Origin of the sequence: Pseudomonas oligotrophica, from assembly GCF_021726475.1 — a bacterium.
Classification (GTDB): Bacteria; Pseudomonadota; Gammaproteobacteria; order Pseudomonadales; family Pseudomonadaceae; genus Stutzerimonas; species Stutzerimonas oligotrophica.
The window spans coordinates 75,715-96,809 of the sequence record NZ_JAKJRU010000004.1; the positions used below are offsets into that span (position 1 = coordinate 75,715).

Genomic DNA, 21,095 nt, shown 5'->3' on the forward strand with positions numbered 1-21,095 from the left:
GTTTTAATGGTTTGTCACTCGCCAGACCCTGTCTGACCATCGACGCACCATTGGCACCGGCGGAGCGTTCGAATCCCGCTCGAGAAGACCGATGGATGACTACAAAAAAAATAATGCGAGGTGCGTGCATGAAAGATATCGCTGCTCAAGGCGTTATCCGTCGAGAGTTCAATCTGCATCTGTTCGGATTGAAGTTTCACCGCGTGATATTCCCTGTTTCGCTGTTTCTCATCCTGAGCATGGTGGCGACCGCGCTCTACGATCCACCCGCCTTTGGCCAGGCGCTGGAGGGCGCGAAAAGCTGGATCCTGCAGAACTTCGACTGGTTCATGATCATCATGGGCAATCTGGTGGTGCTGTTCTGCATCGTCCTGTCGCTCTCGCCGCTCGGCAGGATCCGCCTGGGCGGCCGCGATGCTCGGCCGGAGTTCAGCAACCCGTCGTGGTTCGCCATGATGTTCGCCGCCGGCATGGGGGTGGGGCTGCTGTACTGGGGCGTCGCCGAGCCGGTCGCGCAGTACACCGCCTGGTGGAAGACACCGCTCGGCGTCGCGGCGAACACGCCCCAGGCCGCCGATGCCGCCATGGGTGCCACGCTCTATCACTGGGGCTTGCATCCGTGGGCGTTCTACCTGGTGACGGCGATGGTGGTGGGCTTCTTCTGCTACAACAAGGGCCTGCCGTTGTCGCTCAGCTCCGCGCTGAAGCCGCTGATCGGTGAGCGCTACAAGGGCCTGCCGGGGCAGCTGGTGGATGTGTTCACCGTGGTGCTCACGGTGTTCGGCCTGGCTACCTCCCTCGGCCTGGGCGCGATGCAGGCCACCGCCGGGATTTCCCACGTGCTCGGCATTCCCAACAACTTCTTCTTCCAGCTGCTGTTCATCGTCGTAGTGACCGGCGTGGCGGCATTCTCGCTGTGGCGCGGGCTGGATGCCGGGGTGAAGCTGCTCAGCAACATCAATATCGTGCTGGCGTTCTGCCTGCTTGTGCTGGTCGCGCTCGGCGTCGGTGCACTCGCATTCGTTTCCGGTGCGGCGGAAGCGGCCACCAACTACGCCAGGTTCTTCCTGCCGCTGAGCAACTGGGTGGATCGGGCCGACCAGGAGTGGTTCCAGGGCTGGACGGTCTTCTACTGGGCCTGGTGGTGCACCTGGGGGCCACTGGTGGGCGTGTTCATCGCCCGGGTCTCGAAGGGCCGCACGCTGCGGCAGATGGTCGGCATGGTGATGCTGGTGCCAACGGTGGTGACCATCTGCTGGTTCGCGGCCTTCGGCGGCGGTGCCATCGGCCAGGTCATCGACGGGACGGGTGGCCTGGCTGCCGGTCTGACCGACGTCAACATGGCGATCTTCCAGTTCCTCGAGCAGCTGCCCCTGGGCGATCTCGCCTCGCTGCTGGTGGTGCTGCTGCTGGTGGTGTTCATGGTGACTTCGGCCGACTCGGGCGCCCTGGTGGTGGACAACCTGTCCGCCGGCGGCGATCCCGACACGGTGCCCGCGCAGCGCGTGCTCTGGCTGGTGATGATCGCGGTGGTGACCATCATGCTGTTCGTCGTCGGTGGCGATACGGCGCTCAAGGGTATCCAGGCCGGCGCCGTCGCCATGGGCCTGCCGTTCATGGCGCTGCTGCTGGTGCTGATGATCGGGCTGGTCAAGGGCCTGCTCGAAGAGCACTGCTGCAAGTAACTTCCCAACTCCCCGCTTGGTGAAAAGTGGCCGCGCCAGCGCTGCCAGCGGGAGCGGCTTGCCTCGAATCGACTCGCTGCAAGCGGCCGGATGAAGCGCCGGGTCGGCCCGGCGCAACCAGAACAATAAATAAAAGGACCCAACCATGAATTCGTTCAGCTATGTCGCGCTTGTTCTCGCAGCGACACTATCGCCCTGTCTCCAGGCCCAGGAACAGACCGGGGCCGAGGGCTTTCTCGAAGGCAGCAGCCTGTCGCTGACCAACCGCAACGTCTATTTCAATCGTGACTTTCGCCATGCCAATGCCGCGCAGAGCTACCGGGAGGAGTGGGCGCACGGCATCCTGGCCCGCTTCGAGTCCGGCTACAGCCAGGGCCGGATCGGCTTCGGTCTCGATGCGCATGCCGCTCTGGGCATCAAGCTGGACGGTGGCAGGGGCCGCTACGGCACCGGCCTGCTGCCGGTGGACAGCGAGGGGCGGGCAGCCGATGCGTTCGGCTACGCAGGCGGCGCGTTGAAGGCGCGGATTTCCGAGACCGAGCTGAAGATCGGCGATCTCATCCCGACGGCTCCGGTGTTCGCCAGCACGACCACCCGGCTGTTCACCAGCACCGCGCGGGGCGTGCAGGTGCTGAGCGGGGATCTCGCGGACCTCAGCCTGGATGCCGGCTATTTCACCGCCATTCGCGACGGCAGCGGCTCGACCAACCGCGACGGCTCGATCGACCTGACCTACGCCGGTGCCGTCGACGCGCCCAGCGCCCGTTACCTGGGCGGCAGCTACCCGCTGTCCGAGCGGCTCAGCGTGTCGCTCTACGGCGCAACGCTGGAGGACGTCTGGCACCAGTACTACGCCAACCTGCTGTATGCACTGCCGCTGTCCGGCCAGCGCGCGCTGACGTTCAACTTCAATGCCTACGACAGCCGCAGTGAAGGCAAGCAACTGGCCGGCGAGATCAACAACCTGGCCTGGTCGCTGTCGGGGGCCTACAGCATCGGTGCGCACACCTTCACCCTCGCGCACCAGCAGGTCAATGGCGACACTCCGTTCGACTACATCCTCATGGACGGCATCAATGCGGGTGACTCGATCTACCTGGCCAACTCCGCGCAGTACTCGGACTTCAACAGCCCAAACGAAGCCTCCGTGCAGGCACGCTATGACCTCGACATGGCCGCCTACGGCGTCCCCGGCCTGGTGCTGATGGCGCGCTACATCAAGGGTGACATCGACGGTTCCGGCTACTTGGGCAGCGATGGCCCCTATGCCTATGCCGCGGCGCCTGGCAAGGAGTGGGAGCGTGACCTCGAGGCCCGCTACGTGGTGCAGGCAGGGCCGGCGAAGAACCTCGCCCTGCGTCTGCGCTACGCCACCCATCGCGGGGCCGGTGGTGACATCGACGAGTTGCGGCTGATCAGTGAGCTGCCGCTCCAGCTGTTCTGACCGGCCGGCAGGCATGCCCACGCCGGGGCATGCCGAACGCCCGGTCCTGTCGCTCAGGGGGCGGGGTTGGGCTGCTCGACGTGGATCCGCTCGATGCCTTCGAGCAAGGCTTCGCTCAGCGTCAGCTCGAGCGAGGCCAGGTTGCTGTCGAGCTGCTCCAGCGTGGTCGCGCCGATGATGTTGCTGGTCACGAAGGGACGGCTGGTGACATAGGCCAGCGCCAGCTGCGCCGGGTCGACGCCGTGCTCGCGCGCCAGGGCGACATAGGCGCTGGCGGCGCGGCGGGCCTGCGGGTTGTTGTAGCGCTGGAAGCGCTCGAACAGGGTCAGGCGGGCCTTGGCCGGCCGGGCACCGTTCTCGTACTTGCCCGAGAGCAGGCCGAAGGCCAGCGGCGAATAGGCCAGCAGGCCGACTTCCTCGCGGATCGCCATCTCCGCCAGGCCCACCTCGAAACTGCGGTTGAGCAGGTTGTAGGGGTTCTGGATCGACACCACCCGCGGCCAGCCGCGCGTCTGCGCCAGTTGCAGGAAGCGGTGCACGCCCCAGGGCGTTTCGTTGGACAGGCCGATGTGGCGGATCTTGCCGCTTCGGACCAGTTCGTCGAGCGCCTCCAGCGTCTCTTCGATGGGGGTGAGGTGGGCGTCCGGGTCGTGCCGGTAGCCCAGCTGGCCGAAGAAGTTGGTCTGCCTGTCGGGCCAGTGCAGCTGGTAGAGGTCGATGTAGTCGGTCTGCAGGCGGCGCAGGCTGGCCTCGACGGCGGCGGTCAGGTTGGCGCGGTCGAAATGGTTGCGTCCGCCGCGGATGTGCTGGATGCCGTTGCCGGGCGCGGCGGCCTTGCTCGCGAGAATCCAGTCGCCACGCCCGCCATGGCGGCGAAAGTAGTTGCCGATGATGGTTTCGGTGGCGCCGGCGGTCTCGGCCTTCGGCGGCACCGGATACATCTCGGCGGTATCGATAAAGTTGATGCCGGCGGCCTTGGCGCGCTGGATTTGTTCGAAGCCTTCGGCCTCGCTGTTCTGCTCCCCCCAGGTCATGCCGCCGAGTGCCAGGGCACTGACCTGGATGCCGGTGCGGCCGAGTGGACGATAGATCATGGGCGTTCCTTGGTGGTTGTCGGAGGGCCGGCCTGCGCTACGCTGACCGGCAGCCTGAGAGTCAGACACTCTAAGCGCAGGTCTGCTCGCTGTCAGGCGCCACGCAACGGATCGGCGCGCGAGCCCTGCATGCGCGGCGGGTATTTTGGGATCGACGACGCGGTGCATGGCCGCCGCTGGAGGTGCTGGATGATTGCAGTGATTTTCGAGGTGCTGCCGCATGCCGAACGCAGGCAGGCCTACCTGGACGCGGCCGCCGCGCTGCGTCCCCACCTGGACGGGGTCGACGGTTTCCTCTCGATCGAGCGCTTCGAAAGCCTGAGCAGCCCGGGCAAGATCCTCTCGCTGTCGTTCTGGCGCGACGAGGAGGCGGTCAGGCAATGGCGCAACTTCGAACTGCACCGGGCGACCCAGCAGGCGGGGCGGCAGTCGATCTTCGCCGACTACCGGCTGCGGGTCGCCTCGGTGATCAGGGACTACGGGATGCATGAACGCGAACAGGCACCAGGGGATTCACGCCAGGCCCACCAGGCGTGAAATGGGCATGCCGGGCCAGGTCGCCACTGAGCGTGAACAGGCGCGGCCCCGGCCTGAACTGGAAGGCCCGGTCAGATGGAATCTGCTCGCCTAGTCCCGTCCTGAAGCGGGAGAAGGCCGCCAGCTGTCGATCAGCGCTCGATGGAACGCATGCGCCACCGGCCCAAGCGGCTCATCCAAACGGTGCGCCAGGTAAACCTCGGACGCCACCTCGCTGTTTCGCCCGAGATCCGGAATGCCGAGGCGCACGAGTCGCCCCTGATCCAGGTCCTCCTGTACCTGCCATGCCGGCAGGCGGCCCCAGCCTAGGCCGGCCCGGATGAGGGCCAGCTTCGCGTCTTGGGTGTTGACCCGGCAGGTATAGGGCGACAGGACGCCGAATGAGCGGCCTTCGGACAGCGGGGTCGGATCGATCAGCACGATCTGCTGATGGCAGGCGAGGTCGGGCAAACCGAGCGACGTGTGCTTGCCCCGTTTGGCGAGCGGGTGTTCGGCCTGCACAACGGCGATCTGCCGAATCGAGCCGATGGCTTCGAGCGCCACCCTGGGGTTTCTGAAATCCTCGCCCACCAGGATCGCGAGCGTGCAGCGCTTGTTGTCCAGCGCCTCGAGAGGCCCTCCCAAAGGCAGTGATTCAAGGCGAAAGGTCGTCGAAGGATATTGCATGGAGGTCGCGGTGATCGCCTGCGCCACCACGGTGATCGGAAACAGCGTGTCCGCCACCAATGAAAGCTCCAGTTCAACACCTTCGCCCAGGGCCCTGGCGCGTGCGCGCATGGCATCGGCTCTGAGCAGAATGTCGCGCGCATTGGCCAGCAAGGCTTCTCCCGCTGGCGTCAGGACCGGGCGATAACCGGAGCGGTCAAACAACTGGAGGCCCAGTTGGGATTCCAGGTTTGCGATCGAGTGGCTGACCGCCGACTGCACGCGCAGCAGGCGTGCGGCGCTTGCACGGAAGCTGCCGGTGTCTGCAATGGTGACAAAGGTGCGGATCTGGTCGAGCGTCAGTCCATCCAACATGATCTTTTCCGTCGATCGAGTTGGTGATTTTTTTATCACTCTTGTAGCGCGTTCGGAATAGTTAGGCTTGCTTTCGTCAACGTCGTTCGAGGACAGGATCATGACGAAAGTACTGGTGCTCTATTACTCCTCCTATGGCCATATCGAGACCCTTGCATCTGCGGTTGCCGAGGGCGCTCGCCAGGCTGGCGCCTCGGTCGACATCAGGCGGGTGCCGGAGCTGGTGCCTGAAGATGTCGCTCGCAAGGCCGGATACAGGCTGAACCAGTCCGCCCCCGTGGCACAGGTCTCCGAGCTGCCGAACTACGATGCGATCGTGATAGGCACGCCGACGCGCTTCGGCAACATGGCATCGCAAATGAAAAATTTCCTCGACCAGTGCGGCGGGCTGTGGTTCGAGGACAGGCTGGTCGGGAAGGTGGGCAGCGTATTCACCTCTACCGGAAGCCAGCATGGTGGCCAGGAAAGCACCCTTCTTGCGACCCACACCGTGCTGCTGCACCTGGGCATGGTCGTGGTCGGGCTACCGTACAGCTTCAAGGGCCAGTTGCGGATGGATGCCATTACCGGGGGCACGCCCTATGGCGCCTCGACACTGGCGGAGGACAACGGGAACGATCGCCAGCCAAGCGACAATGAACTCGAGGGCGCACGCTTCCAGGGGCGGCACGTGGCGCAAGTGGCCGCGGCCATCGCAGCCGCAGGCATCGGGGCGCAACGATGAACGCGGCGAACACCGGCGGGCGTACCCGGCTCGTCGTGTGGCTCGTCCTGGCTTGCGGGGTCGTGGCGGCGCTGCATCTGGGCAAGGCGGCAATCGCCACACCCATGCTAAGGGCAGACTTGCACCTGAGCCTGGATGAAGCCGGCTGGCTTACCGGTCTGTTTGCGGGGCTAGGGCTCCTGTGTGGCGCGCCGGCAGGCGCCGTCGCGGCGGCTTTTGGCGGCAGAAACACGCTGTTGCTGGGGCTCGGGGTAATGGCGCTTGCTGGAGCAGGCGGGGCCATCATGCCTTCATATCCGGGCCTGCTGGTCTCCCGCTTCCTGGAGGGCCTCGGCTTCATGCTGGTAATCGTCGCGGGTCCGGCGCTATTGGAGCGCGTCACGACCGGCGCTGAGCGGGATGTGGCTTTTGCGCGCTGGAGCTGTTTCATGCCGTGCGGGATGGCGCTGGCGATGCTGGTCGGGCCGCTGTTCCAGACGTGGCAATCGTTCTGGTGGGCAAGCTCGGCGCTGGCCCTGGCTTCGATTGGCGCCGTGGCCTGCCGCGTCCCGCCAGGCACCACGCCCAAGACCTCTACCTGGAAAACGATGCAGGTTGGTATTCGACAGCTGCTCTGTTCGAGAGGCGCGATGTTGCTGGCCCTGGGGTTTGCCCTGTACAGCCTGGTGTTCTTTGCCTTGTTCAGCTTTCTGCCGGTTCTGCTGATGGAGCGGATGGACGTCTCGTACCGCAGCGCTGGCGTGCTAAGCGCACTGGCAAGTGCCATCAACGCCAGTGGCAATCTCGCAGCGGGCTGCCTGATCGCGCGTGGCGTTGGCCGCGTCAGGCTGGTTGTCATCGCAAGCGCCGCCATGGGGTTCGCTGGAATGGGCATCTTCCTGGGCGGCCTGCCCGCTTTCGCGACCTTCCTGCTGTGCCTGTTTTTTTCGGCGATCGGGGGGCTGGTCCCGGCTACCTTGCTCGCTTCCGCACCGTTAGTCGCGCGCCAGGCCACACTGGTACCGATTGCCGTCGGCCTGATGATGCAAGGAAGCAACCTTGGACAGATGCTCGGTTCGGTTGCAGTGGGCAGCGTAACGGCAGCCTTTGGCTGGGGGATGGCTAGCGCAGTGGTGGCGATGGCGACGGTGGCGACCGGGGCCGTGGCTTTTCTACTGCGTCCAGCGCTGCGCGATAGCGCCCAATGCGCATAGGCCCCGGCGGAGTGGCTGCGCAGGAGATACCGAACAACCGGCTGGCGGGATGACGCAGCTACCGAGGCCATGCGCGCCAGCGACTACCAATCACGGCTTGGTCCCACAGCGCAGCGCAACCGCGGCCGCCAGGCACGGTCCGATGCATCAGGGCGACAGTGCGCCGGGCCTGGCGCCTGCGGGAGCTAGTGTCCGGTCCCATCGTGGTCGACGGCCGGCTTCTGCCGCTGCCGGCCCGGGATGGGCACGGGCTTGCACGGCAGCTTCTTCCCATCAATCGGTGCCCCCAGGGGCAAGGTCGGGTCGTTTCGTATGCAGAATCTGGATGCCCAGGTCATCGAGCAGGCGCTGGCGTGGTCGCAGGAGGGGCATGAGGTCTGGCTGTGCACGGTGCTGGCCACCTTCGGCTCCTCGCCGCGCGAGCCGGGGTCGCTGCTGGCGGCGCGCCGCGATGGCGCGCATGTCGGTTCGCTCTCCGGCGGTTGTGTCGAGGAGGATTTCCTCCGGCGGCTGCAGGAGGGCGCGTTCGAGCGTGCCGTCGGCACGCTGCGCTATGGCGATCCGGACGAGCCCCTGGGATCGCGCGTGGCGTTGCCATGCGGCGGCATTCTCGAGGTGCTGGTCGAGCGCCTGCCGGCCAGCGCGGCGACGCAGCAACACCTGGCGCGCCTTGGCGAGGCGCTGCGCGGCGGGGAGCATCTGCTGCGCTGCGTCGACCTGCGCGACGGCCAGTGGCAACTGCGCGACGACGATGGCCCGGGCCCGCGGGTGGCGCGCGCCGCCGATGGGCAGCGGCTGGAGGTGCGGATCGGCCCCGTTGCGCGGCTGGTGATCGCCGGCATCTCGCCGGTGTCGGTCGCCTGCGCCCAGTTCGCCCAGGCGCTGGGCTTCGAAGTGATCGTCTGCGACCCGCGCGAGGAGGCCCACGCCGGCTTTCGCGTGCCTGGCGTCGAGCTGCGCCCGGAGCTGCCCTCGCAGTTCATCGCCGCGGACGGCTGCCACGCCGCCACCGCGGTGGTGGCGCTGACCCACGACCCGCGCATCGACGACCTGGCGATGATCGAGGCCGTACGCACTCCGGCGTTCTACATCGGCGTGATGGGCTCGCAGCGTACCTCGCAGGCGCGCGCCGAACGCCTGCGTCGCTCCGGCGGCCTGGGCGAGGCGCAGATCGCGCGGCTGCACATGCCCATCGGCCTGGCGCTGGGCAGCAAGACGCCGGCGGAAATAGCCCTTGCGGTGATGGCCGATGTGCTCAGGGTCTACCGCGGCCGGCCGCGCGACGCGCTCTGAAGGGAAGTGACGCTCGGGCCGCCGGCCTGGGTTGACGCAGCTAAGACTGGCGCGCTGCTTGCTGCGCCAGGCTTTCCGGCGTGTCGACATCCAGCACCACGCCCAGATCGTCCACCTCGACCACCTGGACGGCGGCGGCATGCGCCTGCAGCAGCGCGCGGGCGCCGGTGTCGCCGTCCAGGCGGCTGAGTTCAGGCCAGAACTGGCGGCCGAAGATTACCGGGTGACCGCGCCGGCCATGCCAGCTCGGCACGACGATCCGGTGCGCCGCAGCATGGGCGGCCAGGGCGACGAGGGTGTCGCGACGCAGCCAGGGCATGTCGCCGAGGAAGATCGCCGCGCTGGTAGCCGACGAGGCGCGCAGCAGTTCATCGATGCCGCTCGCCAGGCTGTGGCCCATCCCTGCGCGGGCGGTTTCGCTGCGTACCACGCGGGTTTCGGCTGGCACGCCGAGCGCCTGGCGGTCGTCCTCCGGGCGCAGCACCAGCCAGGCTTCGGCCAGCAGCGCCATGGGCGCATCCAGGCTGCTGCCCAGCAGGGTCCGGCCATCGGCCAGCCGGGCGCGGCGCTTGTCGCTACCGAAGCGACTCGCGGCGCCCGCTGCCAGGACCAGCGCGGCGACCATCGGGATCTTGTCGGACATGCTGTTCTCCTGCATCGCGTCAGCCAGCGCTGCGCTGGCGCGGCCAAAGACATGCCGGCCGCGAAGCCCAGGGCACTGAGCCAAGATTCCGCTGGCCGGTCAAGAGCCGCGATGCCGGGGCCGCCTGCTGGCCAATGGCCTTGCCGGTGGTCGCGACGGGCTGAGGCGGCTAGAATCCCGCCTCTGCCGAATCCGGCCGCCAGCCCGTGCGCCTGCTCGGCTTCACTTGCCATACTCCGTGGCGGGCGTGCGGCCTGCCTCTTCAATCGGATCATTGGGAACGAGCGGATGAAATCTCTGCTGCACCCGGCCAGGGTGGTGGCACTCGCGTTCTTCAGCGTCATCGCTATCGGGACGCTGCTGCTGATGCTGCCCGTGGCCAGCGCCGCCGGCAGCGGGGCGCACTGGGTCACGGCGTTCTTCACCGCCGTGTCGGCGGTCTGCGTGACGGGGCTGGTGGTGGTCGACACCGGCACCTACTGGTCGGGGTTCGGCCAGGTGGTGATCCTGGTGCTGTTCCAACTGGGCGGCTTCGGCATGATGACGGCCGCCACGCTGCTGGGCCTGCTGGTCAACCGGTCGCTGCGCCTGCGCACCCGGCTGATCGCCCAGGCCGAGACGCGCTCGCTGGGCGTCGGCGATGTCGCCAGCGTGGCGCGGCTGGTGTTTGTCGTCACCCTGGGGATGGAGGCGGTGGTGGCCGGGTTGCTGGCGCTGCGACTGCACTTCGGCTACGGGCTGGAGTGGCCGGCCGCCGGCTGGAGCGGCCTGTTCCACGCGGTTTCGGCGTTCAATAACGCGGGCTTCTCGATCCATGGCGACAGCCTGATGGGCTACGCCGGCGACGGCGCGATGCTGTTCCCGGTGATGGCGGCCATCGTCATCGGCGGCATCGGCTTCCCGGTGCTGCATGACCTGCGCAACCGCTTCTCCGACCCGCGCCACTGGTCGCTGCATACCAAGCTGACCCTCGGCGGCACGGCAGTCCTGCTGTGGGTGGGCTTCGTCTTCGTGCTCTGGTTCGAGTGGGACAACCCCGGCACGCTGGGCCCGATGTCGGTGGCCGACAAGCTGCTTTCGGCGCTGTTCGCCTCGGTTTCGGCGCGCACCGCCGGCTTCAATTCCATCGATATCGGCGCGCTGACCCACGAGAGCTGGGCCTTGCACTACCTGCTGATGTTCATCGGCGGTGGCAGCGCCGGTACCGCCGGCGGGGTGAAGGTCGGCACGGCGGTCATCCTCGTCCTGCTGGTGATCGCCGAGGTGCGCGGGCGGGCCGACAGCGAGGCCTTCGGCCGCCGGGTCAGCCATTCCGCCCAGCGCCAGGCCATCACCGTGCTGGTGCTGGGCAGCGCGATGGTGGTGCTGGGCACGCTGGTGATCCTGCGCGAGACCGATTTCCCTACCGACCAGGTCATCTTCGAGGTCATCTCGGCGTTCGGCACGGTCGGCCTGTCGACCGGCATCACCGCCGACCTGCCCGAATCCAGCCAGCTGATGCTGACGCTGCTGATGTACACCGGGCGGGTGGGCACCATCACCCTTGCGGTTTCACTGGCCCTGGGCGAGCACCTGATGCCCTACCGATATCCTGAGGAGCATCCAATTGTTGGCTAAATTGCTGTTCACCGAGCAACACGCCTTCTCGAAGGGCGACAGTGTCGTGGTCATTGGCCTGGGGCGTTTCGGCGGGGCGGTGGCCCAGTCGCTGATGCACCTGGGGCACGACGTGATGGGTATCGACCGCGACCCCGAGCCGGTGCATGCCTGGGCCGACCTGCTGACCCATGCGGTGCAGGCCGATGCCACCAACGCGATGGTGCTGCGCCAGCTCGGCGTGGCGGATTTCGCCCATGCCATCGTCGGCATCGGCACCGACCTCGCGGCCAGCCTGATGACGCTGATGGCGCTGACCGAGCTCGGCATCAAGGACATCTGGGTCAAGGCGCTGACCCTCGAGCACGGCAAGATCGCCCAGCGCGTCGGTGCGCATCACGTGGTCTATCCGGAGGCGGACATGGGCGAGCGGGTGGCCAACCTGATTACCGGCCGGCTGATCGACTTCATCGAGTTCGACGACGGTTTTGCCCTGGCCAAGATCCACGCCCCACGGTCGCGCACAACCGCAAGCTGGAGCAGTCGGCGATCCGCTCGCGCTACGGCGTCACCGTGGTCGGCCTCAAGCGCGCCAACCAGGACTTCCAGCACGCCACCGCGGAGACACTGGTGATACCCGGCGAGCTGCTGATCGTCTCCGGGCCGACCGGGAAGATCCAGTGCTTCGCCGGCCAGGGCAAGAAGCCCTGACGAAAACGCCCGGCACAATGTGCCGGGCGCTCGGTCCGCTGGAGCAGGCCGGCATCAGTTTCCGCCATGGCGGTGCCCGATGCCGGTTGGCTCGACTCATCAGAAGCGGTAATTCACCCCCAGCGTCAGGGTCCGGCCCGGCGCCGGCTGGCGGCCATTGGGGCTGGTGTCGATGCCGCGGAAGTAGTACTGGCGGTCGAACAGGTTGCTGATGCCGGCCGAGGCGGTCAGCACGCTCTGGTCCTGCAGCTTGAACTCGCGCTCGATGGCGGTGTTCCAGATCCAGTAGGCAGGCAGCTCGCCAACTGAGGCGCTGGCGTTCTCCTCGGCGCTGTTGGCGTCGTCGGTATAGGCGCTGCTGACGTAGAGGCCATCCAGGCTGTAGGTCCAGAACTCGGCGAAGCGGTAACGACCATCGACGGTGAACTGGTGCTTGGAGCTGTACGGCACCTCGTTGCCCTTGAAGTCGCCGGTGCGCAGTTCGGCATCAAGGTAGGCGTAGCCGGCGTGCAGGTCGAGGGTTGGCAGCGCGGCCGGGGTCCAGAACACCTCGGTCTCGATACCCTGGTGGCGGGTGCTGCCGAGATTCTGGAAGCGGCTGTTGGCGAACACGATCTGGTCGTCGAAGTCGATGCGGTACAGGCCGAAGTCGATGCGCAGGTTTTCCTGCGGGGTGAAGCGCACGCCGGTCTCGTAGTTGCGTGAGATTTCCGCCTGGACCACGCCATCCCTGACGATCTGGAACACCTGAGGCACCCGCAGCGAGCGCTGCGCGTTGGCGTAGACGAACCAGTCGTCGCTGGCCTGGTAGCCGATGCTCAGACCGGGCAGCCACTCTTCGGCGACGGTCTTGCGCTCGACGCCGCTGACGCCGTCGGCGTACTCCATCTTGGCGTGCTCATAACGCATGCCGGGGGTGATAGTCAGGCGGTCATCGAGCAGCTTGATTTCGTTGCTCACATAGGCGGCTTGGCCCTTGGTATCGAATACCCAGTCGCGTACCACGCTGGTGGTACCGGTATTCAGGTTCAGACGGTCGACGTCGAAATCGACGTTTTCCTTGACCAGGCGGGCGCCGAGCAGCCAGGTCTGGCTGACGCCATCACCGTCGATGCCGAGGCTCAGGCGCGGCTCGCTACCCCAGACCCGGAAGTCGCGGGGCGCATCCTGCAGGGTGGCCGGCGTGGCATCCGGCGCGAAGGGCAGACCGACAATAAAGTTGCGATAGCTGTTCTGGGCGAAGTTGGTCCAGCTGAACTCCACGTCGTCGAACGGGCCCATGGCGCCGAGGTACTGGGTATAGGTACCCCAGACGCGGTCGCTGTCGCCCTCGAAGCGATCGAGGTCGCGGGTCGACTGGCGCGGATCGTCCTTGTAGTCGGCCACGCTGAGCGCACCGGCCAGGTCCATGTCGGCGATGTAGCGCTGCACGCCGAAGCTCAGGCTGCGGCTGTCGTCGATGTCCCACTGGCCGCGCAGGCGGTAGTTCTGCACATCGGTATCGGAATGCTCGCGGCCGTATTCGCCGCTGATGGTATTGACGTCCAGCTGCAGGCCGAAGTTGTCGGTCAGGCGCCCACCGGTGCCCAGGTAGCTGTCGTACAGCTGGCGCCCGCCGGCGGCGAAGGTAACGCGCTCCTGCAGGGTGGTTTCCCACTTTTCCGGGATCGGCCGGCTGATGAAGTTGATCACGCCGCCGACGTTGTTCGGGCCGTACTGCACGGACGCACCGCCACGCACGATGTCGATGCGATCGACCGTCGCCAGGGTCTGCGGGAACAGCGACAGGCTGGTCTGGCCATAGGGCGCCAGGGCCAGCGGGATGCCGTCGGCAAGCGCCTGTACGCGACCGCTGCGGCTTTCCGAAAGCCCGCGCACGGACAGTTGCGGCAGCACGCCGGTACCGGTTTCGTCGAGAATCTTCACCCCCGGAACCCGCGCCAGGGCGTCATCCAGGCCGCGCACGCTGGCCTTCTCCAGCTCCTGGGCCTCGACCACGCTGCGGCTGCCGGCATAGGTGCGTACTTCTTCTTCGCTGGCCGTCCCCAGCACATCGCCTTGAATGACGAGCGGGGCAAGGGATACCGGGCCGTCCTGCTTGTCCTGGCGGCTGTCGGTGGTCTCGTTGGCCTGTGCGGCCTGGGCAATGGCAATGGCCAGCAGGCTGGCGGTGACGCCGATACGGCGGGTCGTCCTGATCATGCGGGGGGAAGCTCCTGATTGTTGAGGGCCTCGGGCATTACAGAGCAGCAGCGACGGAGCGCTGCCCGTCGCCTTCGGCTGGATTGTGGGCAGAGGATTTTTGCATTATGAAACTCAATGCCGTCTGGTAATGCTACGCTTTACCGGCTGAGAATTATTATCGTTATGTAAGCGGTGTGTAAAGTTCTGTGTCGCACAGGCGGGCGCGGTGCGGCTGGAGCGAGACGCACAGGGGCGATCAGGTGGGGGTCAGCGCGGGCGCGGGTCTGGCTGGCGTTTGCGCACCCGGGCAAGGATTTCGGCGCTGGCCGGCTCGTCTTCCATCGCCAGGGCTTGCAGCGTTCGCGAGGTGAGCCGCAGCTGCCTGACATAGCGGCGGCAGCGCGAGCAGAGGCCGAGGTGCGCAAGCAGTGCCATATGTGCGCGCAGGGTCAGCTGGCGGTCGATCAGGTCCGAGCCAAGCCCGGTGACTTGCTTGCAACTCAGCATGTGCCTTGCTCCTCGAAGTGCTCCAGCATGGCGTGCATGCGCTGCCGCGCGCGATGCAGGAGTACACGGACATTGCCTTCGCTGAGGCCGGTCGCCGCTGCCATTTCGGCGAATTCCAGCCCACCCAGCTCGCGCATCAGCACCACCGCGCGCTGCGCATCGGGCAGCCGGAACAGGTGCTTGCGGATGCACTCGAGCAACTCGGCCTCGGTCAGCAGCGCCTCGGGCGTGTCGTGATGCCAGTCCATCGGCGGGCGGGCCCAGGCGCCCTCGGCGGTAAAGCGTCCTGCCAGGGGCGGCATGCCGTCAGGCTGGTCGCAGTCCAGCGATACTTCCCGCCGGCTCCTGCGTAGCAGCGCACGCGCCTCGTTCAGGGCGATACGCGCCAGCCAGGTGCGCAGCCGCGAGCGCCCCTGGAACTCGCCGATCGCAGCAAACGCCTTCAGCCAGGTTTCCTGGGCGACATCGTCTGCCAGCGCCGGGCCGACCAGCGGCGTCGCCATGGCGACCAGGAAGCGGTGGTGGGCCTGGATCAGCGCCGTACAGGCCGCGGCATCGCCCCGGCGGATTTGCCTGACCAGCTCGAACTCGTTGTCCATTCCGCCCTCCCTGGGCGTGGTCGTTCGCGGTTGTCGACCGGCATCCGGCCTTCGTCGTGGCGAAAGCCCCAGGCTCAGTCGGTCCCGCGCAGCTACTGCAGTGCATCCAGCCGGGCCTGCAGCTCATCGAGGCTGGCCAGGCGGATGTCCGGTTCCACGCCCCAAGGGTCGAACTGCGTGGCGGGGTCGCGCTGCAGCCAGGCGCTGCGCAGGCCCGCGTGGGCCGCACCGAGGATGTCGAACGGGTTGCCCGAGACCAGGCAGACATCCCGCGCGGCGCTTTCGCAGACCTGGCACAGGTGCGCGTAGACCTCCGGCGCCGGCTTGAAGGTGCCGACCGCCTCGACACTGACGACCGCCGCGAAGACCTCGCGGATGCCGGCGTGCTCCAGCAGCCGCTCGACCGCCGCCCGGCTGCCGTTGGAAAAGGCCACCAGGCGTCGGCCGCCGGCTGCCAGCCGTTGCAGGCTGTCGGCCACCTCGGCGAAGGCGTCGAGTTCGGCATAGGCCGCCATCATCCGCTCGATCGCCGGCTCGTCGGGCGTCACGCCGAACTCGCGGCAGGCATAGACCAGCGCATCCCGCGTACACACCGAGAAGTCGCGGTAGTCGCGCATCAGCCCGCGGCGGAAGCTGTATTCCAGCTGCTTCTGGCGCCAGAGCCGTGTCACGGCCGGTGCCTGCTCGCCCACCAGGGTGGCGAGTTTGCCCTGTATCGCCTGGGTGTCGATAAGGGTGCCATAGATGTCGAAGGCGACGACGTCGATCATGCGGTGTGCTCCTGGGTTGGTTCGATTCGTTGCTTCGTCGGGCCGCGCTCAGCGCAGCCCGGCCATGAAGAGGTCGATCACGCCGAGCAGCTCGCGGCGCGTCAGGCCGGACTTGGCCTGGGTGCGCAGCCCGCTCATGGTGCAGTGCATGTACAGCGCGAGCGTGGCCGGCGAACGCTCGGCAGGCATCTGCCCGGCAGCCTGGGCACGCGCGAAGGCATCGGCGAATACCTGGCGGAACAGCCGGCCGGCCTGTTCGATCAGCGCACCGACAATGGGGTCTCGCGTGGAGAATTCATTGGTCACGTTGACCAGCATGCAGCCGCGCGGCGGCTCGCCGCCGACATCGTCGAGTACCGACAGCAGGCATTCGTGGATGAAGTCCAGCGGTACGGCAGCTTGCTCGAGCCGCCGCTGCATGTCGGCGGCGCGTTGGTGGGAATAACGCTCGAAGGCCGCCTCGAACAGCCGTTGCTTGCTGCCGAAGCTTTCGTACAGGCTGCTGCGGGCCAGGCCAGTGGCCGTCAGCAGGTCCTGCAGGCTGGTGGCTTCATAGCCCTGGCTCCAGAAAAGCTGCATGGCCTTTTCCAGCACGGGCTCGGTGTCGAAGGTACGTGGGCGTCCGGGGTTCATGAGGTTGAGTGTGGACCATATGGTTCGAAATTCAATCCGATGGCATGTGGCGTTTCATAGATATGAGGGGAATCTGTTCGCGGCGGCAGGCTGATTTCAGTACCGAAAGGTCCGAAACCCAAGTGCGAGTCGCTGGCAGCCACCAGCGACGCGCGCCAGTCGTCCACGTCGATGCGAAGCTGGCCGGTGATCTCCAGCCGACGGTCTTCGAGGGCATCCTCGCCCGGATGGCGCTCGCTCCAGCGGGCGATGACCTGGTCGCGGTGCTCGAGCAGCGCCTCGATATGCGGGCCGAACAGTTGCAGCAGCGCCGTCAGCCAGAGATTGGTCGCCCAGCAAGGGTAGGCGTGATCGACGCGGAACAGGGGTAGCAGCGTCTTCAGCATGGGCGACGGGTACCAGGTTTCGTCGGTGACCCAGCGGTTGCAGGCGAACAGGCCGATCGGCGCACCCCAGGCGTCCATCGATACGCCGACCAGGTGAACGATGGCCGCCTCGCCCGGCGGCCATTCGCCTTTGGCCGGTGGCTGCCGCGACGAGGCAATCGCCGGGCCGCGCAGGAACGTGTGGAAGTGGCCATGCTCGCCCGCGCCTTCACGATGGGCGTGGTAGTAGTACTGCGCGTGGCTGTCGTGGTCGTGGACGTCGCCGTCCGGGTAGTGATTCATCTCGTAGAAGCCGTCGTGCCCCTTGAGCAGCTCGCCGACCGTGTTCAGCCCGGCCTTGGCCAGGGCGCGCTGGCAGCGCTCGAGTTCGGCTGCGGCGTCGAGCAGTCGTGCACGCCGTGCGGCCGGCAGGCTGGCGGCCGAGGGCAGCCGTAGCGGGCAGTCGGCCAGGGCACTGGCGAAGCCGGGGTGGGTGTGGTCGTTCATCACGGTTCCTCGCAGGCAGGCCGGGGTGGGGTCATCCCCGGCCGGGCATTGGTTATTGGGCGCCGAAGCCCTGCTGCAGGCTCGTCACATAGGCGGTCAGGGCGGCCAGCTCCTTCGATCGCCAGTCCAGTGGCTGGCTCGCCATCGGTGCGACCATGCAGATCTGCACCATCTCGTCGAGAAACACCTGGCTCAGGCCGAAGCGCTCCCGGGCCATGGCGACTTCGTGAGGGTAGGGCTGGGTGAAGCCCGCCTGGAACAGCGCGCCGTCCTGGTGGCAACTCTCGCAGGACAGGCCATTGCTGCTCAGCTGGGCATCGCCATAGAGCTGCTTGCCGTAGCCCTGCAACTCGGCCGGCGAGCCCTGGTATGGCCGGTAGTTGGCCGGCCGCGTGACGCGCTTCGCCGCGCAGGGGTTGGGCGCTGCCGCGCCGGGTTTGGGCGTGCAGGGATTTTTGCCCGCGCAGGGGTTCTTCGCCGCGCACGGGTTTTTCGCGGCACAGGGGTTCTTCGCCGGGGTGGCGCTGCAGCCGCCCTTGGCGCTGCACGGATTACGGCTGGCACAGGGATTGCGGCCGGTGCAGGGTGATTGGCTCGCCGGTGCGCAACTGGCTGCGCGGGGCGCGCAGGCAGCCGCCAGCGCGGAGCCTGCCAGGGCCATTGCCAGGACGCTGGCCGAGACACGGACCGCGAGGGCGCGATGGTCGCCCTGTCGTGGTTGCTGGAGTGGGAACGGGCGCATGGGAGGATCCTCTTCAAGGGGCGGTCGAGGCCGCGTTGCCGGGCCAGCATGGCTGGCGCCGTCGCAAGGCTGCCGTTCGCGGCCGCGACCCAGGCTGTGCCCGGTCGCCGCGACCGTCATCCCATGGATGCAGCAGGCTGCCGCTTGTTACAGCCCGTCCGGGAATCACGTGCACGCTGCCCGTTGTTTGCGGGACCGGTGGTGGAAAAGACCTGGCGGTCGTTTTCCACCCTACGGTGAGGTTCGTGTGGTTGCGGCACAAAAGGCCGACTGTGCAGCAGTCGGCCGAAGCAACGAGGAGCGGAGTGGGCGACGGGCGTCGCCCGGGGGCCAGAGGATGTTGAGCGGCAGGTTCGTAGGGTGGACAACGGCGCAGCCTTGTCCACGCGGCAGCGGCGGTCGCCAGAAAAAGGCCGACTGCGCAGGCAGTCGGCCGAAGCAACGAGGAGCGGGGTGGGCGACGGGTAGTCGCGCGGGTGTCAGAGGATGTTGAGCGGGTAGTTGAGGATGATGCGGTTCTCGTCGAGGTCGCGGGTGGCCCAGTCCTGGCGCAGGCTGGAGTTGCGCCACTTGATGTTGAGGCTCTTCAGCGGGCCGCTTTGCACGGTGTAGGCCAGCTCCGACTCGCGGCCCCATTCCTCGCCGTCCTCGATGCCGCCGACCTGGATGTTGTCGCCGCTGATGTAGCGGTTCATCAGGGTCAGGCCGGGGATGCCGACGCTGGCGAAGTCGAAGTCGTGGCGCAGCTGCCAGGAGCGCTCGCCGGCGTAGTCGTAGCTGTTGTTGAAGCTGTCGTTGGCCAGGGTGCCGCCGCTGGTGCCGTTGACGCGCATCCAGGTGTCGCCGTCGACCTTCTGCAGGCCCACATAGAAGGTGTTGCCGCCGAATTTCAGGCCGAACAGGCCCGAGTAGGTGTCGTTGTCCAGCTTGCCGGCGCGTTCGGCGCCGTCCTCGCCGCCGTGGAAGTAGCCGAGGTTGGCGCTCAGGGTGAGGCGCTCGCCGAGCGGCTGGACGTGCAGCAACTGGGCGTACTGCTGCTGGTAGACGTCCTTGAGCTCGGCGTGCCAGAGGCCGAGGGTGGTCCTGGGGCTCAGGGCGTATTCGCCGCCGACGAAGTTGAAGCGGTCGGAGCCGGCGCCGCCGTAGAACATGTCCTCCATGCTGGCGTCGTCGCGCGTGCTGTTCTGGCGGAACTGGCCGGCGAGCAGGGTGAGCTTGTCGATCTCCTTGGAGGTGAGCATGCCGCCCCGGAAGGTCTGCGGCAGGGAGCGGCCATCGTCCGAGCGCAGGATCGGCAGCACCGGCATCATCTCGCCGACCTTCAGTTCGGTGGCCGAGACCTTCAGCTTGGCGGCGAGAGCCAGGCGGCCGAAGTCGTCGGCGGGGCGGTTGTCGTCATGGGTCGGCAGCAGGGCGGTGCCGTAGGTGCCGCGACCGCCGTCGAGCTTGACCGCGAGCATGCCCAGGGCATCGACGCCGAAGCCGACCGGGCCCGGGGTGTAGCCGGACTGCAGGTTGAGGATGAAGCTCTGGGTCCATTCCTCGGCCTTGGTGCGGTCGACCGAGTCGTCGCGGAACTCGCGGCCGATATAGAAGTTGCGCAGGTTCAGCGAGGCCTTGCTGTCTTCCACGAAGCCGGCGGCCTGGCTGCCGGTGCTGACGGCGGCGAGGCTGACGGCCAGGGCCAGCAGGGCGTGCGGTTGGCGTGCGGTGAGTCGCATCATTGTTGTTTTCCTTGTATGGCTTTGCGAAACGCAGGTTGCACGGCCCCCTCCAATGCATGGATGCGAAGAGGGGGAATGGCCCGGCGGCGCAGTGCCGGGCCGGGATCGGTCAGGGCTTGGGAATGCCCAGGCCTTCCGGGGAGGTCTGGGTGGCACCGGCCTCGTACAGCGACCAGGTGGTCACCGACTGCCAGCGATCCAGGTACTGCTTGGCCTCGTCGCCGGAGAGGTTCAGCGGCAGGGCGCCCATCTTGGTCAGGAAGGACTGGAACTCATCCTTGGCCACGGCCTTGGCGAATGCCTCGCTCAGCTTCTGCTTGGCCTCGTCGGGGGTGTCCTGGCGAACCCAGACGCCCCAGAAAGGGCCCCACGGCAGGAACTTCTTCATCTCCGGCAGCGCATCGGTGATCGGCGCGACGCCCGGCAGGGCGGGGTTTTCCTCGGCCGATACCACGGCCAGGCCCTTGAGCTTGCCGCTGGTGATCATCTCCTTGGCGGCGATCAGGCTGAGCGGCATGAAGTCCAGGTGGCCGCCGAGCATCGCGGTGATGCCCGGGCCGTCGCCGGCGAAGGTGACTTCGCGCACCTTGAGGTCATCGACCGCCTCGATCATCGCGTGGACCGAGCCCGGCAGGCCGCCGGCACCGGTCACGCCCATGCGCAGGGTGCTGGGCTTGTCCTTGGCGGCGGCGAGCAGCTCGGCCATCGAGTTGTACGGGCTGTCGGCCGGGGCGGCGATCACCGCGGCGTTCTGGCCGATGATGTTGATGGTGTGGAAGTCGCCGTAGTCGAACTCGGCCAGGCCGAGCAGGGGATAGAGCTGGGCGTTCTCCGCGGCGAGCAGCACGGTGTGGCCGTCCGGGCGCTGGGTCAGCACGTAGTTGCTGCCGATCACGCCGGTGCCGCCGGTGCGGTTGTTGATGATGAACTTGCCACCCAGTTCCTTCTCCACGTGGGGGATCAGGCTGCGCATGACGATGTCGGTCGCGCCGCCCGCGCCCCAGGGCACCACGGCTTGGATATTGCGCTGCGGGTATTCGGCATGGGCCGGGAGGACCAGGCCGGCAGCCGCCGCGCCCAGGGTGATGCCAGCAAGGATTTTCTTGATCATCGGTTTCTCCGTT

At 67.1% G+C, this 21,095-nt stretch carries 19 protein-coding genes and 1 pseudogene; 8 read left to right on the forward strand and 12 right to left on the reverse strand.

Translation table 11 applies throughout. From position 1 onward, the window contains the following. Positions 1–203: 203 nt before the first annotated feature. Both L3N39_RS09790 and L3N39_RS09795 read left to right on the forward strand, forming a co-directional pair. Positions 204–1,685, forward strand: a complete 1,482-nt coding sequence (locus L3N39_RS09790) for a BCCT family transporter (RefSeq protein WP_237257145.1) — start codon at positions 204–206, stop codon at positions 1,683–1,685. Between the two features lie 145 nt (positions 1,686–1,830). Beyond that, positions 1,831–3,129, forward strand: a complete 1,299-nt coding sequence (locus L3N39_RS09795) for an OprD family porin (RefSeq protein ID WP_237257146.1) — start codon at positions 1,831–1,833, stop codon at positions 3,127–3,129. 53 nt (positions 3,130–3,182) lie between these two features. On the opposite strand, the gene L3N39_RS09800 is transcribed toward L3N39_RS09795, so the two are convergent. Continuing rightward, complete coding sequence (locus L3N39_RS09800; protein WP_237257147.1) at positions 3,183–4,223, reverse strand: NADP(H)-dependent aldo-keto reductase; 1,041 nt, start codon at positions 4,221–4,223, stop codon at positions 3,183–3,185. Between the two features lie 189 nt (positions 4,224–4,412). Here L3N39_RS09800 and L3N39_RS09805 point away from each other — a divergent pair, with 189 nt between their 5' ends. Further along, positions 4,413–4,760: an antibiotic biosynthesis monooxygenase family protein gene (locus L3N39_RS09805; RefSeq protein WP_237257148.1), complete on the forward strand. Its 348-nt coding sequence runs from the start codon at positions 4,413–4,415 to the stop codon at positions 4,758–4,760. A gap of 90 nt (positions 4,761–4,850) precedes the next feature. Here L3N39_RS09805 and L3N39_RS09810 read toward each other — a convergent pair whose 3' ends face one another. Next, on the reverse strand, positions 4,851–5,780 hold the full coding sequence (locus L3N39_RS09810) for a LysR family transcriptional regulator (RefSeq protein WP_237257149.1): 930 nt from the start codon (positions 5,778–5,780) through the stop codon (positions 4,851–4,853). A gap of 100 nt (positions 5,781–5,880) precedes the next feature. Here L3N39_RS09810 and wrbA point away from each other — a divergent pair, with 100 nt between their 5' ends. The 3 genes from wrbA (at position 5,881) to L3N39_RS09825 (ending at position 8,990) form a co-directional block, all read left to right on the forward strand. Next, entirely contained in the window at positions 5,881–6,504 is a 624-nt protein-coding gene (wrbA, locus tag L3N39_RS09815; protein ID WP_237257150.1) for an NAD(P)H:quinone oxidoreductase, read from the forward strand. After that, positions 6,501–7,697 carry an MFS transporter gene (locus L3N39_RS09820; RefSeq protein WP_237257151.1) on the forward strand — a complete coding sequence of 399 codons (1,197 nt, stop codon included), beginning with the start codon at positions 6,501–6,503 and terminating at the stop codon, positions 7,695–7,697. The genes wrbA and L3N39_RS09820 overlap by 4 nt, the downstream gene beginning before the upstream one ends. 312 nt (positions 7,698–8,009) lie before the next feature. Then, positions 8,010–8,990, forward strand: a complete 981-nt coding sequence (locus L3N39_RS09825) for an XdhC family protein (RefSeq protein ID WP_237257152.1) — start codon at positions 8,010–8,012, stop codon at positions 8,988–8,990. Positions 8,991–9,030: 40 nt separating this feature from the next. Here the strand turns inward: L3N39_RS09825 and L3N39_RS09830 are convergent, their stop codons facing one another. Beyond that, positions 9,031–9,633, reverse strand: coding sequence for a nucleotidyltransferase family protein (locus L3N39_RS09830; protein ID WP_237257153.1), 603 nt, complete (start codon positions 9,631–9,633; stop codon positions 9,031–9,033). Between the two features lie 288 nt (positions 9,634–9,921). On the opposite strand from L3N39_RS09830, the gene L3N39_RS09835 reads away from it, so the two are divergent. Together L3N39_RS09835 and L3N39_RS09840 are read left to right on the forward strand one after the other, a co-directional pair. Then, complete coding sequence (locus tag L3N39_RS09835) at positions 9,922–11,250, forward strand: TrkH family potassium uptake protein (protein WP_237257155.1); 1,329 nt, start codon at positions 9,922–9,924, stop codon at positions 11,248–11,250. Next, a pseudogene (locus tag L3N39_RS09840) lies at positions 11,240–11,940 on the forward strand (potassium channel family protein). Before L3N39_RS09835 ends, L3N39_RS09840 begins: the two are co-directional and overlap by 11 nt. A 99-nt stretch (positions 11,941–12,039) precedes the next feature. Here the strand turns inward: L3N39_RS09840 and L3N39_RS09845 are convergent. From L3N39_RS09845 to L3N39_RS09885, 9 genes are all read right to left on the reverse strand, one after another. Continuing rightward, on the reverse strand, positions 12,040–14,142 hold the full coding sequence (locus L3N39_RS09845) for a TonB-dependent receptor family protein (protein ID WP_237257156.1): 2,103 nt from the start codon (positions 14,140–14,142) through the stop codon (positions 12,040–12,042). 249 nt (positions 14,143–14,391) lie between these two features. Further along, complete coding sequence (locus tag L3N39_RS09850) at positions 14,392–14,631, reverse strand: anti-sigma factor family protein (protein WP_237257157.1); 240 nt, start codon at positions 14,629–14,631, stop codon at positions 14,392–14,394. Next, entirely contained in the window at positions 14,625–15,230 is a 606-nt protein-coding gene (locus L3N39_RS09855) for an RNA polymerase sigma factor (RefSeq protein WP_237257158.1), read from the reverse strand. Before L3N39_RS09855 ends, L3N39_RS09850 begins: the two co-directional genes overlap by 7 nt. A gap of 92 nt (positions 15,231–15,322) precedes the next feature. Next, complete coding sequence (locus L3N39_RS09860; protein WP_237257159.1) at positions 15,323–16,000, reverse strand: haloacid dehalogenase type II; 678 nt, start codon at positions 15,998–16,000, stop codon at positions 15,323–15,325. Positions 16,001–16,048: 48 nt separating this feature from the next. Next, a complete protein-coding gene (locus L3N39_RS09865; RefSeq protein WP_237257160.1) occupies positions 16,049–16,579 on the reverse strand; it encodes a TetR/AcrR family transcriptional regulator in 531 nt (176 codons plus the stop codon). Between the two features lie 50 nt (positions 16,580–16,629). Continuing rightward, a complete protein-coding gene (locus L3N39_RS09870; protein ID WP_237257161.1) occupies positions 16,630–17,505 on the reverse strand; it encodes a DUF6969 family protein in 876 nt (291 codons plus the stop codon). Between the two features lie 52 nt (positions 17,506–17,557). Further along, complete coding sequence (locus L3N39_RS09875) at positions 17,558–18,247, reverse strand: c-type cytochrome (RefSeq protein ID WP_237257162.1); 690 nt, start codon at positions 18,245–18,247, stop codon at positions 17,558–17,560. A gap of 479 nt (positions 18,248–18,726) precedes the next feature. Next, entirely contained in the window at positions 18,727–19,968 is a 1,242-nt protein-coding gene (locus tag L3N39_RS09880) for an OprD family porin (RefSeq protein ID WP_237257416.1), read from the reverse strand. A 112-nt stretch (positions 19,969–20,080) separates the two neighbouring features. After that, complete coding sequence (locus L3N39_RS09885) at positions 20,081–21,082, reverse strand: tripartite tricarboxylate transporter substrate binding protein (RefSeq protein WP_237257163.1); 1,002 nt, start codon at positions 21,080–21,082, stop codon at positions 20,081–20,083. Positions 21,083–21,095 lie beyond the last annotated feature (13 nt).

Coding starts and splice junctions, on each gene's coding strand:
- L3N39_RS09795 (WP_237257146.1), top strand. CDS start 1,831: ATGAATTCGTTCAGCTATGTCGCGCTTGTTCTCGCAGCGACACTATCG.
- L3N39_RS09800 (WP_237257147.1), bottom strand. CDS start 4,223: ATGATCTATCGTCCACTCGGCCGCACCGGCATCCAGGTCAGTGCCCTG.
- L3N39_RS09805 (WP_237257148.1), top strand. CDS start 4,413: ATGATTGCAGTGATTTTCGAGGTGCTGCCGCATGCCGAACGCAGGCAG.
- L3N39_RS09810 (WP_237257149.1), bottom strand. CDS start 5,780: ATGTTGGATGGACTGACGCTCGACCAGATCCGCACCTTTGTCACCATT.
- wrbA (WP_237257150.1), top strand. CDS start 5,881: ATGACGAAAGTACTGGTGCTCTATTACTCCTCCTATGGCCATATCGAG.
- L3N39_RS09820 (WP_237257151.1), top strand. CDS start 6,501: ATGAACGCGGCGAACACCGGCGGGCGTACCCGGCTCGTCGTGTGGCTC.
- L3N39_RS09825 (WP_237257152.1), top strand. CDS start 8,010: ATGCAGAATCTGGATGCCCAGGTCATCGAGCAGGCGCTGGCGTGGTCG.
- L3N39_RS09830 (WP_237257153.1), bottom strand. CDS start 9,633: ATGTCCGACAAGATCCCGATGGTCGCCGCGCTGGTCCTGGCAGCGGGC.
- L3N39_RS09835 (WP_237257155.1), top strand. CDS start 9,922: ATGAAATCTCTGCTGCACCCGGCCAGGGTGGTGGCACTCGCGTTCTTC.
- L3N39_RS09845 (WP_237257156.1), bottom strand. CDS start 14,142: ATGATCAGGACGACCCGCCGTATCGGCGTCACCGCCAGCCTGCTGGCC.
- L3N39_RS09850 (WP_237257157.1), bottom strand. CDS start 14,631: ATGCTGAGTTGCAAGCAAGTCACCGGGCTTGGCTCGGACCTGATCGAC.
- L3N39_RS09855 (WP_237257158.1), bottom strand. CDS start 15,230: ATGGACAACGAGTTCGAGCTGGTCAGGCAAATCCGCCGGGGCGATGCC.
- L3N39_RS09860 (WP_237257159.1), bottom strand. CDS start 16,000: ATGATCGACGTCGTCGCCTTCGACATCTATGGCACCCTTATCGACACC.
- L3N39_RS09865 (WP_237257160.1), bottom strand. CDS start 16,579: ATGCAGCTTTTCTGGAGCCAGGGCTATGAAGCCACCAGCCTGCAGGAC.
- L3N39_RS09870 (WP_237257161.1), bottom strand. CDS start 17,505: ATGAACGACCACACCCACCCCGGCTTCGCCAGTGCCCTGGCCGACTGC.
- L3N39_RS09875 (WP_237257162.1), bottom strand. CDS start 18,247: ATGCGCCCGTTCCCACTCCAGCAACCACGACAGGGCGACCATCGCGCC.
- L3N39_RS09880 (WP_237257416.1), bottom strand. CDS start 19,968: ATGCGACTCACCGCACGCCAACCGCACGCCCTGCTGGCCCTGGCCGTC.
- L3N39_RS09885 (WP_237257163.1), bottom strand. CDS start 21,082: ATGATCAAGAAAATCCTTGCTGGCATCACCCTGGGCGCGGCGGCTGCC.